We start from the raw sequence: 14406 nt of genomic DNA, 5'->3' as shown, positions 1-14406 counted from the left end.
TGAGCGGTTGGCGGTCCCGCGCGGTTCAATATGGCGGTGTCAGTCACCCATCCCGGCGAGCCGCACCACGCGAGTCTCGGAGAGCGCCTCAACTGGTTGCGCGCCGGTGTGCTGGGCGCCAACGACGGCATCGTGTCCGTCGCCGGGGTGACGGTCGGGGTGGCCGGGGCGACCGCCGACCGGACCGCGATCCTCGTCGCGGGGGTGGCGAGCCTTGTCGCCGGTGCGCTGTCCATGGCGGGCGGGGAGTACGTCTCCGTCTCCACGCAGCGGGATACCGAGCAGGCGGCGCTGCGGCTCGAGAAGTACGAGCTCGACACCATGCCCGAGCAAGAGGAGCGGGAACTCGCCGAGATCTACCAGGAACGCGGTCTCTCCCCCGGTCTCGCCGCCGAGGTCGCGCGCGAGCTGACCGCGAGGAACGCCCTCGAGGCCCACGCCGAAGCCGAACTGGGCATCGACCCCGACGATCTCACCAGCCCCTGGCACGCGGCATGGGCGTCGCTCGTCGCGTTCACCGTCGGCGGGCTGCTGCCGCTGCTCGCCATCTCGGTGCCGAGCGTCTCCATGCGGGTGTGGGCGTGCGCGGCCGCCGTCGTGGTCGGGCTCGTGCTCACCGGGGTGGTCAGCGCACGCCTTGGCGGCGCGAACGTCACCCGTGCGATCGTCCGGAACGTCGGGGTCGGCGCCTTGACGATGCTCGTCACATATCTCGTCGGGCTTTTGTTCGGGGTCACCGTTGGCGGTTAGGGTCGACGCAGGTGAGCCGGGAAGTCTGGTCGGCATGATGATCCGGCAACCCCTGGAGACCCGTGACTGAGTTCGGCCGCTTCCTCCGTACCGAGACCGTGGGCGGGTCGATCCTGCTCGCCGCCACCGCGATCGCGTTGCTCGCGGCCAACGGACCGTGGGCCGACGCCTACCTGACGTTGCGGGACACCGCGGTCGGGCCGCACTTCCTGCACCTCGACCTGACCGTCGGCGACTGGGCCAAGGACGGGTTGCTCGCGCTGTTCTTCTTCGTCGCCGGGCTCGAGCTGAAGCGGGAGCTGGTGGTCGGCGAGCTGTCGCGGCTCAAGAACGCCCTGCTGCCGGTGATCGCCGCCATCGGCGGGATTGTCGTGCCCGCGCTGGTCGCGGTCGGGATCGGCTGGGGTGATCCGCGCATGGCGCAGGCGTGGGCGATCCCCGTCGCCACCGACATCGCGTTCGCGCTCGGGGTGCTCGCGCTCACCGCGTCTGGGCTGCCGAGCAGCGCGCGGGTGTTCCTGCTCAGCCTCGCGGTGGTGGACGACCTCGGCGCGATCCTGCTGATCGCGATCCTGTTCACCGGCTCGTTCGACCTCGTCGCGGCGGGCGCCGCGGTGGCACTGCTGGCGCTCTACTGGTTCCTGCAGCACAAACGGGTCCGGACGCCGTGGGTGCACGTGCCGGTCGCGGTCGCCACGTGGGTCGCCGTCCACTCGTGCGGGGTGCACGCCACGGTCGCGGGCGTCGCGCTCGCGCTGCTGACACGGGTGCGCACCGACCCCGGCGAGGAGGAGTCGCCGTGCCTGCGGCTGGAGCACCGGTTGCAGCCGTGGTCGGCCGGGCTGGCCGTGCCGGTGTTCGCGTTCTTCGCGGCGGGCATCCCGGTCAGCGGTGACGCGCTCGGCAGGCTGTTCACCGACCGGCTCGCGGTCGCGATCATCGCCGGGCTGGTGATCGGCAAGCTCGTCGGGATCGTCGGGGCGGCACTGCTCGCGGTCCGGTTCAAGTTCGCCGCCCTACCTTCCGACCTGGGCAAACGGGACCTGGTCGCGGTCGCGATGCTCGGCGGGGTCGGGTTCACGGTGAGCCTGCTGATCGCCGACCTGTCGCTCGACGGACCCGACATGGAACTGGCGAAGGGCGCTGTTCTGGTCGCGTCGGTGCTGGCCTCACTGCTCGCGGCGGTGCTGTTGATGCGCCGGAACAAGGCTCGTTCGGCGGGTTGACCCCGCCCGGCCAGCTTCTTTGATCCGCACGTGGCACGATGTCGCCGTGACCAGTGCGCGCGAGAACAGCCACGGAAACGGGGCGGAGCTGCCCAGGGTCCCGTCGATACCGCTCTCGGACGATGCTGCGGCGCCGGGAGACCAGTCGATCGGCGGCCTGGTCAAGGACGCCACGACGCACCTGTCGACGCTGATCAGAGGCGAACTCGAGCTGGCGAAGTCCGAGGTCGCAGGCGAGGTCAAGAAGGGCCTGACGGGCAGCGTCTACTTCATCATCGCGCTCGTCCTTCTGCTGCTCTTCATCCCGTTCGGGCTGGTCGCGCTGTCGCTGGGACTCAACGACATCTTCGACTGGGAGGCCCACCCCTGGCTGGGCTTCCTCATCGTCTTCGTCGTCGCGATCGTCGGTGCGGCCCTGCTCGTGTTCCTCGGCATCAAGAAGTTCAAGCGGATCCGTGCGCCGCAGCGCACGATCGACTCCGCGAAGGACACCATCGCCGCGCTGCGTCCCGGTGGGGACGGCAAGCACGGCGAGCTCGAACCGCGTCGTCCTTGACCAGCACCATCGTGCGCCCCGACCCGTCGACCGTGCGCCTCGACGGACCCTGGGTGCACCGTGACGTCCACGCCAACGGCATCCGCCTGCACGTGGCCGAGGCGGGCGAGGGCCCGCTCGTGTTGCTGCTGCACGGCTTCACCGGTTTCTGGTGGTCCTGGCGCAACCAGCTGGGCGCGCTCGCGGATGCCGGCTACCGCACGGTCGCGGTCGACCTCCGCGGCTACGGCGACTCCGACAAGCCACCCCGCGGCTACGACGGCTGGACCCTCGCCGGTGACGTCGGCGGGCTGATCAAGGCACTGGGCGAGCCCCGCGCGCACCTGGTCGGCCACGCGTGGGGCGGCATGCTCGCGTGGACCGTCGCCGCGCTGCACCCCCGCCTGGTCCGCTCGGTCACGTCGATCGCGGCCGCGCACCCGATGGCGCTGCGCAGGGAGATGCGCCGCACCGCGTTGCACCGCAAGGCGACCAACCAGGCCCGTGCGCTGGGGCACGTGTTCCGCGCGCAGGTCCCGCTCGCGCCGGAACGCTGGCTGACCCGCGACGACGCGGCGACCGTCGAGGACCTGATGCACCGCTGGTCGGGTCCACAGTGGACGGGTACGCCGGACTTCGCGGCGGCGGTCCGCACGCACCGATCGGCGATGATGGTCCGCGGTGTCGCGCACAGCGCGCTCGAGTACTACCGCTGGGCGGGCCGCTCGCAGCTCCGCGGTGAGGGCCGCCGGTTCTCGGAAGCCATGCAGCGCAAGGTGACCGTGCCCGTGCTGCAACTCGCGGGCGCGGTCGACCCGTGCGTGCTGCCGCGCACGCTGACCGAGTCGTCCGCGTGGGCGACGCGCCCGGTGCGGACGACGACACTCGACGGCGTCGGCCACTTCCCGCAGCAGGAAGCGCCCGCCGCGACCAACCGCGCGATCGGCGAGTTCCTCACCCGATAGTCCCGGGACATCTCAGGGTTCTCCCGGAGACGACGGCGAATCCCCGGCGGCAGACTCGTTCCCGGGATCAACCGGGAGGAAAACCATGAAACGTGGTTCCATGCTGCTCGCCGCCGTCCTGCTGACGGGTGTGGCGACCGGCACCGCCACCGCTGAACCGGGGAAGACACTCGACTGGCGGCCGTGTGCGCCGGACAGCCAGGTCGAATGCGCGACGATCACCGTGCCGATCGACTACGCGCGGCCGTCGACGGGCACGATCGAGGTCGCCGTCGTGCGCGCGAAGGCGACGGGCGAGCGCGAGGGCACGCTCGTGTTCATGCCGGGTGGGCCCGGCGGCTCGGGCGTGGACCGGGTGCTGGCCGGGAACGTCGTGCCGCCCGCGGTGTCCGAGCGGTTCGACGTCGTCAGCTACGACCCGCGCGGCACCAACCGCAGCCACCCCGTCGAGTGCGCCGCGGACCTGGTCACGAACCTGCCGAACGTGATCCCCGATGCGGGGGCGCGGCTCGCGGACATCCAGGCCTGGGCCCGTGAGACCGGCGCCAGCTGCCGCGAGCACACCGGCCCGCTGATCGACCACGTCGACAACGTCAGCGTCGCGCGGGACATCGACGTGCTGCGTGCCGCGCTCGGCGAACGGAAGATCACGCTGTACGGCCGCTCGTACGGCACGTTGGCGGGCCAGATGTATGCCGAGAACTTCCCGCACCGGGTGCGCGGCATGGTCCTCGACAGCGTCTTCGACCACGGCCTCACACAGACGCGGTTCATGACGACCCAGGCCGCGGCGGGTGAGGACGCGTTCGCCGAGTTCGCCACGTGGTGCGCGGAAGACGCGGACTGCGCGCTGCACGGCCAGGACGCGGGTCAGGTGTATGGCGACCTGTACGAGAAGGCGGTCCTCGGTGAGCTGCCCGTGCCGCCGACCGCGCTGAACCAGCTGACGCTGCAACGCCTCTACAACCCGGACTGGGCGGAACTCGCGGTGCAGCTGAAGCAGCTGTCGGAGGGCACGGCCACCATCAGTGCCACTGAGGAGACGGCACCGTTCCCGATCGCGTCGTTCTGCACCGACCACCGGGTCCGGTTCGGTTCGCAGGGCGAGTGGTTGTCGTTGTGGCGCAAGCAGAACGCGGCCGCGCCGGTCCTGCGCACGCACTTCGCGTGGGCGGTCCTGTCGCTGTGCTCCGCGTGGCCAGCGGAGGTGCCGAACCCGCAGCACCGCACCGACGCCGACGACGCGCCGCCGATCCTCGTCATGAACTCGCTGCACGACCCCGCCACCGGCTACGCGTGGGCGAAGGACGTCCACCGGCAGCTCGACGACAGCGTCCTGCTGACCTACGACGGCTGGGGCCACGGCGTCATGGACCGCACCGACTGCACCCGCGCCGTGTTCACCGACTACGTGCTGGACCGCGAAACCCCGCGGCCCGGCACGCACTGCGCGGCGGACTAGGCGGCGCAGTTCCCGGTCGCCACGGCACGCGACAGGTCCGGGGCCGCTTCGACCTCCTCCGCCACCTCGGCGGCGGTCAGCGCGAAGCCGGTCTCGGACTGGTCCGTGGCGGCGCCGAAGATCACGCCGATCACGCGGCCCTGCGTGTCGACCAGCGGGCCGCCCGAGTTGCCGCTCTGCACCAGCGCGCGCAGCGTGAACACCTCGCGCTGCACCTGCTTCGCGTCGTAGATGTCCGGGCCGTTCAGCGTGATCTCGTCCCGCACGCGGGCGGGCGACGCGCGGTACGGGCCGTCGAGCGGGTAGCCGAGCACGATCCCGTCCTGGCCGGAGGTCGCGGGCCTGCCCGCGAACGGCAGCGGCGCGGCGGTCAGGCCGGGCACCGACAGCACCGCGACGTCGGTCTCCGGGTCGTACAGGACGACCCGCGCGTCCAGCTGGCCGTCGTCGGTCTCCACCACGACCTCGGACGTTCCGGCGACCACGTGCGCGTTGGTCATCATCCGCTCTGGCGCGATCACGAACCCGCTGCCTTCGAGCGCACGCGAACAGGACGGGGCCCGTGCGTGGATCTTCAGCACGCTCGGGCGCACGTTCTGCACGACCGCACTGTTCTGCAGTGCCGGATCGGGCGGCGCGACCTCACGGTTCGGGGTCCGGTCGAACGGGTCGACGACCTCGGGGAAGCCCGACACGTCGAGCAGCCGCCGCAGTTCGTCCGGCAGGTCCTGCGCGGCCTGCGGCATGACCTTGTCGACGCCGCCGAGCACGGTCGAGTTGCGGATCGCGGACGCGAGGTCCGGCAGCCCGCCCACGGTGACCAGCGGCAACGCGATCAGCCACGCCACGACGAACACCACGGCGCCCTGCACGATCGCGCCGAGCGCGTTGTCCACGCCCGCGAGCCTCGGCGACTTGATCCGCTCGCGCAGGCTGCGGCCGAGCCACACGCCGAGCGTCTCGCCCAGCGCCACCAGGAGCACGAAGATCGCCACGGCGAACGCGACCCTGGTCGGCGTCGACTCGATGTAGCGCACCACGAGCGGCGCGATCTTGATGCCCGCGATGGCGCCGATCAGCACCCCGATGAACGCAGGCAGCGCGGTGATCACGCCTTGCCGTGCCCCCGAGATCGCGGCCAGGATCGCGAGCAGAATCACGACCAGGTCGACCCAGTTCACCCGTTCATACCTCCCCGACGGCTTGCCTCACTGAACGCCAAGCGGCGTCAAGGTCGCGTATGTCCGAACCGTCCCACGGTTTCGCCCAGTCGCCGAGCTCGAGCAGGAGCGTCAGCAGTGCGGCAGTAAAGCCCCACACCAGCATCCGTGGCAAGGCGAACGCGGGTCCCGTGAAACCGGACGGGTGGCGGCACATGAACCGGTTCGCCGGATCGGCCAGGTCGGCGATCGGCACCCGGGCCACCGCCGCGCTCTCCAGCGGGTCGACCGCCCAGACCCGGCTCGGCTTCTCCCAGTGCGCGACCACGGGCGTGACGTGGAAACGGGACACGGGGATGTGCAGCCGCGGCAGCAACGCGACCGGCCGCACGCCCGCCGGGTCGAGCCCGGTCTCCTCGACGGCCTCGCGCAACGCGGTCGCGACCGGGCCGTCGTCCTCGGGCTCGCTGGAGCCGCCGGGGAACGCGACCTGCCCCGAGTGCGCGCCACCGCGGTCGGCCCGCAGCTGCAGCAGCACGTCCGGGCCGCGCGTCTCGTGCTCGCCGAACAGGATCAGCACGGCGGCGTCGCGGGCGTCCTCGGTCGGCGCGGAGAGCTGGCGGAACATCTCCGCGTCGAGGTGCGCGCTGGCCTCGACGACCGGGCGCAGCCATGCGGGGATGGTCGCCGGGTCCACCAGCGGCCCGTGCTCAGCCATTCGCCACGCCGTTCGCCACTGCCTGCCTGACCTGGTCGACCGACGTGAACACCCGCGGGCTCTCGATCAGCGTGACCGTGCCGTTCTCCACCAGGTACGTGGCCGGCAGGCCGATCGGGTGCAGCTTCTGCCTGGCGTGGCCGTCCTCGTCGAGGAGGCTCGGCAGCTTCACCTTCAGCGCGGTGAGCAGCTCGAGCGCGTCACCCGGCCGGGACTCGACGCCGAGCGTGACGACCGGGATGGCACCGGGCTCCTTCGCATAGGCGTCCAGGATCGGCAGTTCTGTCTTGCACGGCTGGCACCAGGTGGCCCACATGTTGACGAGCACCCGCCCCTCGAGCGCCGCCGCGATGTCGACGGCGCGGCCGTCCGCGAGGCACTCCGCTGCGATCCCGCGCAGTTCAGCGGGGCCGTCCGCGCCGTCAGGACACGCCGGTAAGTCCGCCTCGGCCCGTGCCCCGGTCAGGTCGGGCGCGGTCTGCGTGCTGTCCCTCGGTGGGGGCGGAGCGGGTTCGGAGCGCGGCCAGATGGCGATGACGCCGGCGATCATCAGGATCACCGCCGCGATCGACCAGCGCACTCCGTTGCCCACTACGCGCGTCCCGGCTTGTACCCGTTGTGCACGCGTTCTGCCAGGTCGATGAGGTGCGGCGCCTCCGGCCCCTTGACCAGCTTGACCGCCTCCTCGAACTCCGTCGGCCCTGCGCCGAACGACGGGCAGTCCTTGGCGAGCACGCACGCGCCGCAGGCGGGCTTGCGCGCGTGGCACACGCGGCGGCCGTGGAAGATCACCCAGTGGGACAGCATCGTCCAGTCCTTCTTGGGGATCAGCTCGCCGATCTCGTGCTCGACCTTGACCGGGTCCTCCTCCTTGGTCCACTCCCAGCGGCGGACCAGGCGGCCGAAGTGCGTGTCGACGGTGATGCCGGGGATGCCGAACGCGTTGCCGAGGATCACGTTGGCGGTCTTGCGGCCGACGCCCGGCAGTGTGACCAGGTCCGCCAGCTTGTTCGGCACCTCGCCGCCGAACCGCTCGACGAGCGCGGTCCCGAGACCGATCAGCGACGTCGTCTTGTTCCGGTAGAAGCCGGTCGGGCGGATCAGCTCCTCCATCTCCAGCCGGTCGGCGCCCGCGTAGTCCGCGGCCGTCACGTAACGCTTGAACAGGGCGGGAGTGGTCAGGTTGACCCGCGCGTCGGTGCTCTGCGCGGACAGGATCGTGGCGACGGCGAGTTCGAGCGGGTTGGTGAAGTCCAGCTCGCAGTGCGCGTCGGGGAACGCCTCGGCCAGCACTCTCGTCATCCGCCGGGCACGGCGGACCAGCGTGGTGGGGGGCGGTGTTTCGGGGGTCGCGGCACGGGGTAGCTGTCGAGTGGCGGGCGGCACCCCGCTAGCCTACGGGCCGCCGCACAACCACATCCGTGCCATGGACGTCCATCAAGTGAGGGACACGCCGGACCCCGGGTCCGCGTCGCCCGACCCGAGTTGAGCGAGGATCAACACACTATGGCTGTCTGGTTCGTGTTCGCCGTTCCGATCGTCGTGATGTTCTTCGCCCTGTTCATGGAACGGGTGGAGGCCAGGCTCCGGCACGTCGCCGTCCAGGAGGACGAGGTCGAGGCGTTCCTGGACAACCCCCGACCGGATGAAGTTCGCGCGCTGTACGGCCACGGCATCGGCCGCGCGCTGGAGCTGTTCCGGCTGCGCCGGAAGGGCAAGGTTCCCGCGCGTGTCAGGAAGGTCATGAACGCGCCGACCGTGCGCATCTCCAGGGCCGACCTCCCCAAGAAACTCGGCTGACGACATACCCGTGGTACGCCCTACGAGGTGATCCACCGCACACGCTCTACACTTCCCAAGGGTGATCAGGGCGCCGTTGCCGCTGTTCACCGCACGAGTCTGATTGGGAGGGACGCAGGTGGACGAGACCCTTGCCAGGGCCGGCATCTTCCAGGGTGTCGAACCGGCTGCCGCTGAAGCGCTCGCTCAGACGCTGGAGACCGTCGAGTTTCCGCGTGGGCACGTGATCTTCGCGGAGGGCGAGCCCGGCGACCGTCTTTACATCATCCAGTCGGGCAAGGTGAAGCTCGGCCGCAAGTCACCGGACGGTCGCGAGAACCTGCTGGGCATCATGGGGCCCGCCGACATGTTCGGCGAGCTGTCGATCTTCGACCCGGGCCCCCGGACGTCGACCGCGACGACGGTCACCGAGGTCGTCGCGCGCACCATGGACCGCCCGGCGCTGCGCCAGTGGATCGCGACCCGCCCGGAGATCGCGGAACAGCTGCTGCGGGTCATCGCCCGCCGCCTGCGCAGGACGAACGGCATGCTGGCGGACCTGATCTTCACCGACGTGCCCGGCCGGGTGGCGAAGGCGCTGCTGCAGTTCGCACAGCGGTTCGGCAGCCAGGAGGCGGGCCTGCTGCGGGTCATGCACGACCTCACGCAGGAAGAGATCGCCCAGTACGTCGGCGCGTCCCGCGAGACGGTCAACAAGGCCCTCGCGGACTTCGCGCACCGCGGCTGGCTGCGGCTGGAAGGCAAGAGCGTGCTGATCCTCGACCCGGAGCGGCTGGCCCGCCGCGCCAGATGAGTCACGCCTGAAAAGGCCCGCGCCGTCCCGGTGCCGGGTCTTTTCGCATGCCCGGGTTTCGGCCTCCGGCCTGCCCTTGGACAGCAAAGGAGCCGGGCGCCGCCCCCGACGCGGCGCACCGGCTCCTTGCCTTGCGTGAACCATCCCCCGACGGCCCACGCTCCCCGCCCTCCGAACCATTAGGCCCCGACCCATGTCTGCCGGAGGGAGCTTCTTCAGTTGAACGCGGCTCCTCGGCGATTCGTTACCCGCCTGCGGGAGCTTTCACATACGAGGACTGGTTCGAGTACCCATCCGTTGTGCCGTTATCCCGTCTCGTTACCGAACCGTTACCGATGAATCGATTGGTACGCAAGTACCAAAATTTGTCATACTGGTACGCGTGTCCCACTCCGCCGGTCTAGCCGACTTCCGCGCTGCGCTGACCACGCCAGGCGCGCGCACTCCCGTACTCACCTCTCTGCTGGCCAGGATGCCGATCGCCATGGTCGGCCTTTCGCTGCTGCTGTACGTGCAGCGCGAGACCGGCTCGTTCACGGTCGCCGGCCTCGTCTCCGCCGGCTCGCTCATCGGCGTCGCCATCGGCGCGGTCGCGCAGGGGCGCATCATGGACCGGCTCGGCCCGACCCGGCCGCTGCTCATCGCGTCCGGCCTGCTCGTGGCGACCGTCACAGCCGCGATCATCGCCATCGAGACCGGTCAGTCCGGCCCCGCGATGGTCGCGCTGGGCTGGCTCATCGGCCTCACCGAACCGATGGTCGGCGCCGCGTCGCGGGCGCTGTGGACACACCTGGTCCCGCCAGGGCCGATCCGCCACGCCGCGTTCGCCTACGAAGCGATCAGCCTCGAGGTCTTCTTCATCCTCGGGCCCGCGCTCGCGGGCATCATGGTCGCGGCGCCGTGGGCAGGCACGGGACTCGTGTTCAGCGCGGCGTGCATGGTGGTCGGCGGCGTCGGTTTCGCACTCACCACCGCCGTCCGATCCGTGCGGCCCGCACCGCGCCGCGGCGGGCGCCTCCTCGGCGCGCTCGCCACACCGGGCATGCGCACGGTGGCGCTGGCCGCGCTCGGGTTCGGCGTGACCGTCGGGTTCGTCGAGGTCGCCATCCCCGCGGCCGCGACGAACGCGGGCCACGCGCCGCTCGGCGGCGTCATGCTGGCCGCGTGGTCGCTGACCTCGGTGGTCTTCGGCGTGTACTACGCGGGCCGCCCGTGGCCGCGGTCGATGGCGCTGCGGCTGCCGTTCCTGCTGGGCATGTTCGCGCTGTTCGTGATCCCCCTCGCCAGCACGTCGAACCTGCTCTGGCTGGCGGTGCTGTCGCTGGCCGCGGGCATGTGGATCACTCCGCAGTCCACGACGCACTCGACCGCGATCGAGCTGGTGGCGCCGGAGGGCACGGCCACGGAGGCGTTCGGCTGGATCGTCACGTCGGTGACGCTGGGTCTCGCGGCGGGCCAGTCGGCCAGCGGTTACCTGGTGGAGCACGTCGGCGTGTGGTCGGCGTTCATCGCGGCCGGCGTCGCGGGCCTGCTGATCGCCGGGCTGGTCCTGGCCCGCAGGAACACGTTCACCGAGCAGCACGATCCGGCGCCGGAACTGGTCGCCGTGAGCTGACGCGGAAATTGTCGGTGGCCGGGTCTACCTTGTGGCCATGGACGTCACCGTCACCACAGCGGCACTCGCCGGCGCGGCATCCGCGCTGGTCAAGCTGGTTCCCGGCAGGCTGATCGACCCGGTGCTGTCCGGGCTGCTGCTCACCGCGACGGCCGAGGGGGTCTCCCTCGCGGCCAACGACCGGGAGCGGGCGGCCCGGGTGCACCGGGACGCGCTCGTGCACACCGAGGGCCGCGTGCTGGTGCCCGCGAAGCCGCTCGCCGACACGTTACGTGCGCTCGAGCAGGAACAGGTCCGCCTCGTGGTGGAGGGGTCGAAGCTGGCGATCCGCGCGCCGGGCGCCCGCTACGCGCTGCCACTGCTGGACGCGGACGTCCACCCCGGAGTCGGCTCGGCGCCGACGGCGGCGGGGACCGTCGACGGCGCGATGTTCGCGTCCGCTCTGGCCACGACGGTGCTGGCGGCGTCGCGGGACGACGCGTTACCCATGTTCACCGGCGTCCGGGTCCGCTCGGAGGACGACCGGTTGATCATGGTCGCGACCGACCGCTACCAGATGGCGCTCGCGTCGCTGCCCTGGCACGCGCAGGGCTCGGTCGACGCGCTGGTCCCGGCGAACCTGCTGAGCGAGCTGGCGCGCCGGCTCCCGGCGACGGAGGTCACGGTGTACGCCGACCGCGACCGGTTCGGCCTGGGCTGGCACGGCGCGCTGACCACGACCGCGGTGCTCGACGGCTCGTTCCTGCACGAGTCGAAGATCCACCTGTCGGACGTCGACACGACGGTGACCGTGGACGCGGACGCACTGGCGGGTGCGGTCCGCCGGGTCGGCATCTACACGGACGCCCGCGGTGTCCTGCTGGTGGAGATCGGCGATGGCGAGATCCGCCTGCGCGGCGCGGACGCGAAGGCCGGTGAGGCGGAGGAGTCCGTGAAGGCGACTGTGGACGGTGGCCGCACCGGCCAGGCCTACCAGTCCCGCTTCCTCACCGACGCGCTCCGCTGCTTCGGGGGTCAGCAGGTCCGCATGGAGATCCAGCCGGGCATGCGCGCGACCGTCTTCTCAGCTGTCGAACCGACGGAACCAACCGTCCGCTACGTGGTGATGCCCATGCTGCCGCCCAAATAACGCGGTCAGAACACCTCACCGGTGGTGGCGAGGTAGTCGAGCTGTGTGCGGACCGACCACTCGGCCGGTCCCCACAGCGACTCGTCCACGTCGCGGTAGACGTGCTCGACGACCTGGCGTGCGGTGGCGCCGGGGCCGAGCTCGCGCAGCGCCGCGCGCACCTGGTCGAGTCGCGCCTCGCGGTGGCCGAGGTACTCCCGCGCGGTCGCGGCGATGTCCGGCAGCTCCGGACCGTGACCGGGCAGGGCGACGGTGCCGGCCGGCATCGTGATGAGGCGGCGGAGCGTCCCCAGGTACGCACCCAGGTCCGAGATCACGGTGGTGCCGCGGCCGAGCACGGTGTCACCGGTGAGCAAAGCCCCGTCGACGGCGAGGCACACCGAGTCGTCGGTGTGGCCGGGCGTGTGCAGCACGCGGATCGAGATGCCGGCGGCTTCGACGACCTCGTCGTCGGTGAGAGCGCCCGCGTCCGCGCACAGGGCCGGGTCGAACGCACGGATCGGTGCCCCGGCCCGGCGGGCGAGCCAGGGCGCGCCCCGCACGTGGTCCGGGTGGTGGTGGGTCACGAGGATCAGCGCGACCTCACCCGCCGCCTCGACGACCCGGGTCAGGTGCGGCTCGTCCTCGTAGCCGGGGTCGACGACGACGCACGCCGGTGAGCCGGGGGCACGCAGCAGCCAGGTGTTGGTGCCTTCGAGCGTCATCGGGCCGGGGTTGTCCTCGAGCAGGACGGCGGCCGTGTCCGTGACCGCCCGAAGCTCGCCGTACGCGGGGTGCCCGCTCATCGCCCGATCCGGTCGTCGGGCCGCGCGTCGAGGTGTGCTGGTGAGCCGTCGTACAGCGGATCACCGGGCAGGACGATGCGCAGGGTGTCGCCGTCGCGCGCCACCTTGGGCATGAGCACGCTGATCTCCCGCTCGACGACCATCGCCTCGGCGACGGTCCCGCAGTCCTCCAGCTCGGCGAGGGTGGTCCACGTGGGAGGCAGGAGCCCGTCGCGCCCGGCCTTCCAGTCGTCGAGCGCGTCACCGGGCCGCTGCCAGCGCGTATCCGAGGCCTCGGAGGTCTCGCCGTCGGCCAGCTGCCCCTCGGGCAGCCGGGCGAGGAAGAACCGGGTGTCGAACCGCCGGGTCTCCTGCTCGGGCGTGAGCCAGTTGGCCCAGGGCCGAAGCAGGTCGGCCCGCAGCACCAGCCCGGCCTCAGCGAGGAACCCGGCCAGCGAAAGCTCCCGGTTCACGAGCTGCTCCCGGGCCGCCGCGAACGGCCGCACGTCGGCGACGACGCTGTCCCCGTCCGGCCCGGCGAGCAGCACCCCGGACTCCTCGAACGTCTCGCGCACGGCAGCACACACCAGTGCCCGGGCGAGCCCCACATCGCAGAAGAACCGCTCAGCCCACCACTCCGGCGCGGGCCCATGCCAAGCGATGGACGTGTCCGCGTCCCGCCGATCGACCCCACCACCGGGAAAGACAGTCATCCCCCCGGCGAAAGCCATGCCACGAACCCGTCGCTGCAGGAAGACCTCGAGCCCGGCGGCGGTGTCCCGAACGAGCATCACGGTGGCCGCGTCCTTGGGCGTCACCGGCGGGTCGGGCGGTTCAGGAGGCACCAACCCGGACGGCAGGGTCAACTCCTTCGGCAGCTCACGCACAGGGGGAGCCTACTTCGGCACCACGGCCGAAGAGCCCCACGATGAGGCGCAGCCCACGAACGTCCGTCCCCCGCGCGGATGCCGCCACGCCCACCCGCAAAGCCCCGGCCCAGGCGCCGGGGCGGCCTCCGGCCCCCCGAAATCCAGCGTAACGACAACCACCGACAAAACCGCCCCGCGAGGCACGCACCTGTGGACAACCCGGCCGCGGACACCCGGCCTGTGGACAACTGCCTTACGCAGCACGGAAATGTCGGCACCCCAAGCTAGGGTGGAAATCGGGGGCCGGAGGCCAAGCCCGGCCACGGGCGTCATGCCGCGAGCTGGAAACCGCGCCAGAGCGACAGCCTCCCTGTGAACCCGAGGGGATGCCGTCCGTGACGCTGGAGTCGCTGGTTTGAGGGCCTCGCCCGGCGTCCCCGGGTGCCTTCACCCCTCACCCCGAGCTGGGCCGCCGCCGGACGAGAGCGCGTGCGGACACGTCTCGCGGCCGACCTCACCCGCAGGCTTCACCCCAAGCCCGCCGTGGCGGGACGGGACTCGCTACGCAAGCGGGCTCGCCAGGTGACGTCACGTGCTGGGCGGCAGCAGCCGCCCACAGT

General features: G+C 71.4%; 15 protein-coding genes. 9 read left to right on the top strand and 6 right to left on the bottom strand.

What is annotated here, in order from left to right; all coding sequences use genetic code 11:
• Positions 1–36 precede the first annotated feature (36 nt).
• The 5 genes from FHR82_RS16680 to FHR82_RS16660 all read left to right on the top strand — a co-directional run bounded on the left by FHR82_RS16680 (position 37) and on the right by FHR82_RS16660 (position 4938).
• Entirely contained in the window at positions 37–750 is a 714-nt protein-coding gene (locus FHR82_RS16680) for a VIT1/CCC1 transporter family protein (protein ID WP_376706417.1), read from the top strand.
• 62 nt (positions 751–812) lie between these two features.
• Entirely contained in the window at positions 813–1976 is a 1164-nt protein-coding gene (gene nhaA / locus FHR82_RS16675) for a Na+/H+ antiporter NhaA (protein WP_184811277.1), read from the top strand.
• A gap of 46 nt (positions 1977–2022) precedes the next feature.
• Positions 2023–2532: a phage holin family protein gene (locus FHR82_RS16670; protein WP_184811276.1), complete on the top strand. Its 510-nt coding sequence runs from the start codon at positions 2023–2025 to the stop codon at positions 2530–2532.
• Complete coding sequence (locus tag FHR82_RS16665) at positions 2529–3476, top strand: alpha/beta fold hydrolase (protein ID WP_221463806.1); 948 nt, start codon at positions 2529–2531, stop codon at positions 3474–3476. The genes FHR82_RS16670 and FHR82_RS16665 overlap by 4 nt, the downstream gene beginning before the upstream one ends.
• A gap of 85 nt (positions 3477–3561) precedes the next feature.
• Positions 3562–4938, top strand: a complete 1377-nt coding sequence (locus FHR82_RS16660) for an alpha/beta hydrolase (protein ID WP_184811275.1) — start codon at positions 3562–3564, stop codon at positions 4936–4938.
• Here the strand turns inward: FHR82_RS16660 and FHR82_RS16655 are convergent.
• Genes FHR82_RS16655 through nth form a run of 4 tightly spaced genes read right to left on the bottom strand, consistent with a single transcriptional unit; the run spans position 4935 to position 8118 of the window.
• Positions 4935–6119: a MarP family serine protease gene (locus FHR82_RS16655; protein ID WP_184811274.1), complete on the bottom strand. Its 1185-nt coding sequence runs from the start codon at positions 6117–6119 to the stop codon at positions 4935–4937. The two genes, FHR82_RS16660 and FHR82_RS16655, sit on opposite strands and share 4 nt — an antisense overlap.
• Positions 6120–6123: 4 nt before the next feature.
• Positions 6124–6816, bottom strand: a complete 693-nt coding sequence (locus tag FHR82_RS16650) for an NUDIX hydrolase (protein ID WP_184811273.1) — start codon at positions 6814–6816, stop codon at positions 6124–6126.
• On the bottom strand, positions 6809–7408 hold the full coding sequence (locus tag FHR82_RS16645; RefSeq protein ID WP_311771112.1) for a TlpA family protein disulfide reductase: 600 nt from the start codon (positions 7406–7408) through the stop codon (positions 6809–6811). Before FHR82_RS16645 ends, FHR82_RS16650 begins: the two co-directional genes overlap by 8 nt.
• Positions 7408–8118, bottom strand: a complete 711-nt coding sequence (gene nth / locus FHR82_RS16640) for an endonuclease III (protein ID WP_184811272.1) — start codon at positions 8116–8118, stop codon at positions 7408–7410. The genes FHR82_RS16645 and nth overlap by 1 nt, the downstream gene beginning before the upstream one ends.
• A 204-nt stretch (positions 8119–8322) precedes the next feature.
• On the opposite strand from nth, the gene FHR82_RS16635 reads away from it, so the two are divergent.
• The 4 genes from FHR82_RS16635 (at position 8323) to dnaN (ending at position 12153) form a co-directional block, all read left to right on the top strand.
• Positions 8323–8616: a hypothetical protein gene (locus FHR82_RS16635; RefSeq protein ID WP_184811271.1), complete on the top strand. Its 294-nt coding sequence runs from the start codon at positions 8323–8325 to the stop codon at positions 8614–8616.
• A 118-nt stretch (positions 8617–8734) separates the two neighbouring features.
• A complete protein-coding gene (locus FHR82_RS16630; RefSeq protein WP_184811270.1) occupies positions 8735–9409 on the top strand; it encodes a Crp/Fnr family transcriptional regulator in 675 nt (224 codons plus the stop codon).
• A gap of 382 nt (positions 9410–9791) precedes the next feature.
• Positions 9792–11024, top strand: a complete 1233-nt coding sequence (locus FHR82_RS16625; RefSeq protein ID WP_184811269.1) for an MFS transporter — start codon at positions 9792–9794, stop codon at positions 11022–11024.
• A 37-nt stretch (positions 11025–11061) separates the two neighbouring features.
• The gene (gene dnaN, locus FHR82_RS16620) at positions 11062–12153 is read left to right on the top strand and encodes a DNA polymerase III subunit beta (RefSeq protein WP_184811268.1); all 1092 of its coding nucleotides are present in this window, start codon (positions 11062–11064) and stop codon (positions 12151–12153) included.
• A gap of 5 nt (positions 12154–12158) precedes the next feature.
• On the opposite strand, the gene FHR82_RS16615 is transcribed toward dnaN, so the two are convergent.
• Together FHR82_RS16615 and FHR82_RS16610 are read right to left on the bottom strand one after the other, a co-directional pair.
• Complete coding sequence (locus FHR82_RS16615) at positions 12159–12938, bottom strand: MBL fold metallo-hydrolase (RefSeq protein ID WP_184811267.1); 780 nt, start codon at positions 12936–12938, stop codon at positions 12159–12161.
• Positions 12935–13795 carry an NUDIX hydrolase gene (locus FHR82_RS16610; protein ID WP_221463944.1) on the bottom strand — a complete coding sequence of 287 codons (861 nt, stop codon included), beginning with the start codon at positions 13793–13795 and terminating at the stop codon, positions 12935–12937. Before FHR82_RS16610 ends, FHR82_RS16615 begins: the two co-directional genes overlap by 4 nt.
• Positions 13796–14406: the final 611 nt, after the last annotated feature.

This window comes from Actinophytocola algeriensis (assembly GCF_014203735.1).
Classification (GTDB): Bacteria; Actinomycetota; Actinomycetes; order Mycobacteriales; family Pseudonocardiaceae; genus Actinophytocola; species Actinophytocola algeriensis.
Note: the sequence above shows the minus strand (reverse complement) of the source record. Positions and strands in the feature narration are given on the sequence as shown.

Bases quoted from the DNA above. Each gene is read 5' to 3' on its own strand.
- FHR82_RS16660 (WP_184811275.1), top strand. From the start codon at position 3,562: ATGAAACGTGGTTCCATGCTGCTCGCCGCCGTCCTGCTGACGGGTGTG.
- FHR82_RS16650 (WP_184811273.1), bottom strand. From the start codon at position 6,816: ATGGCTGAGCACGGGCCGCTGGTGGACCCGGCGACCATCCCCGCATGG.
- nth (WP_184811272.1), bottom strand. From the start codon at position 8,118: ATGACGAGAGTGCTGGCCGAGGCGTTCCCCGACGCGCACTGCGAGCTG.
- FHR82_RS16635 (WP_184811271.1), top strand. From the start codon at position 8,323: ATGGCTGTCTGGTTCGTGTTCGCCGTTCCGATCGTCGTGATGTTCTTC.
- dnaN (WP_184811268.1), top strand. From the start codon at position 11,062: ATGGACGTCACCGTCACCACAGCGGCACTCGCCGGCGCGGCATCCGCG.
- FHR82_RS16615 (WP_184811267.1), bottom strand. From the start codon at position 12,938: ATGAGCGGGCACCCCGCGTACGGCGAGCTTCGGGCGGTCACGGACACG.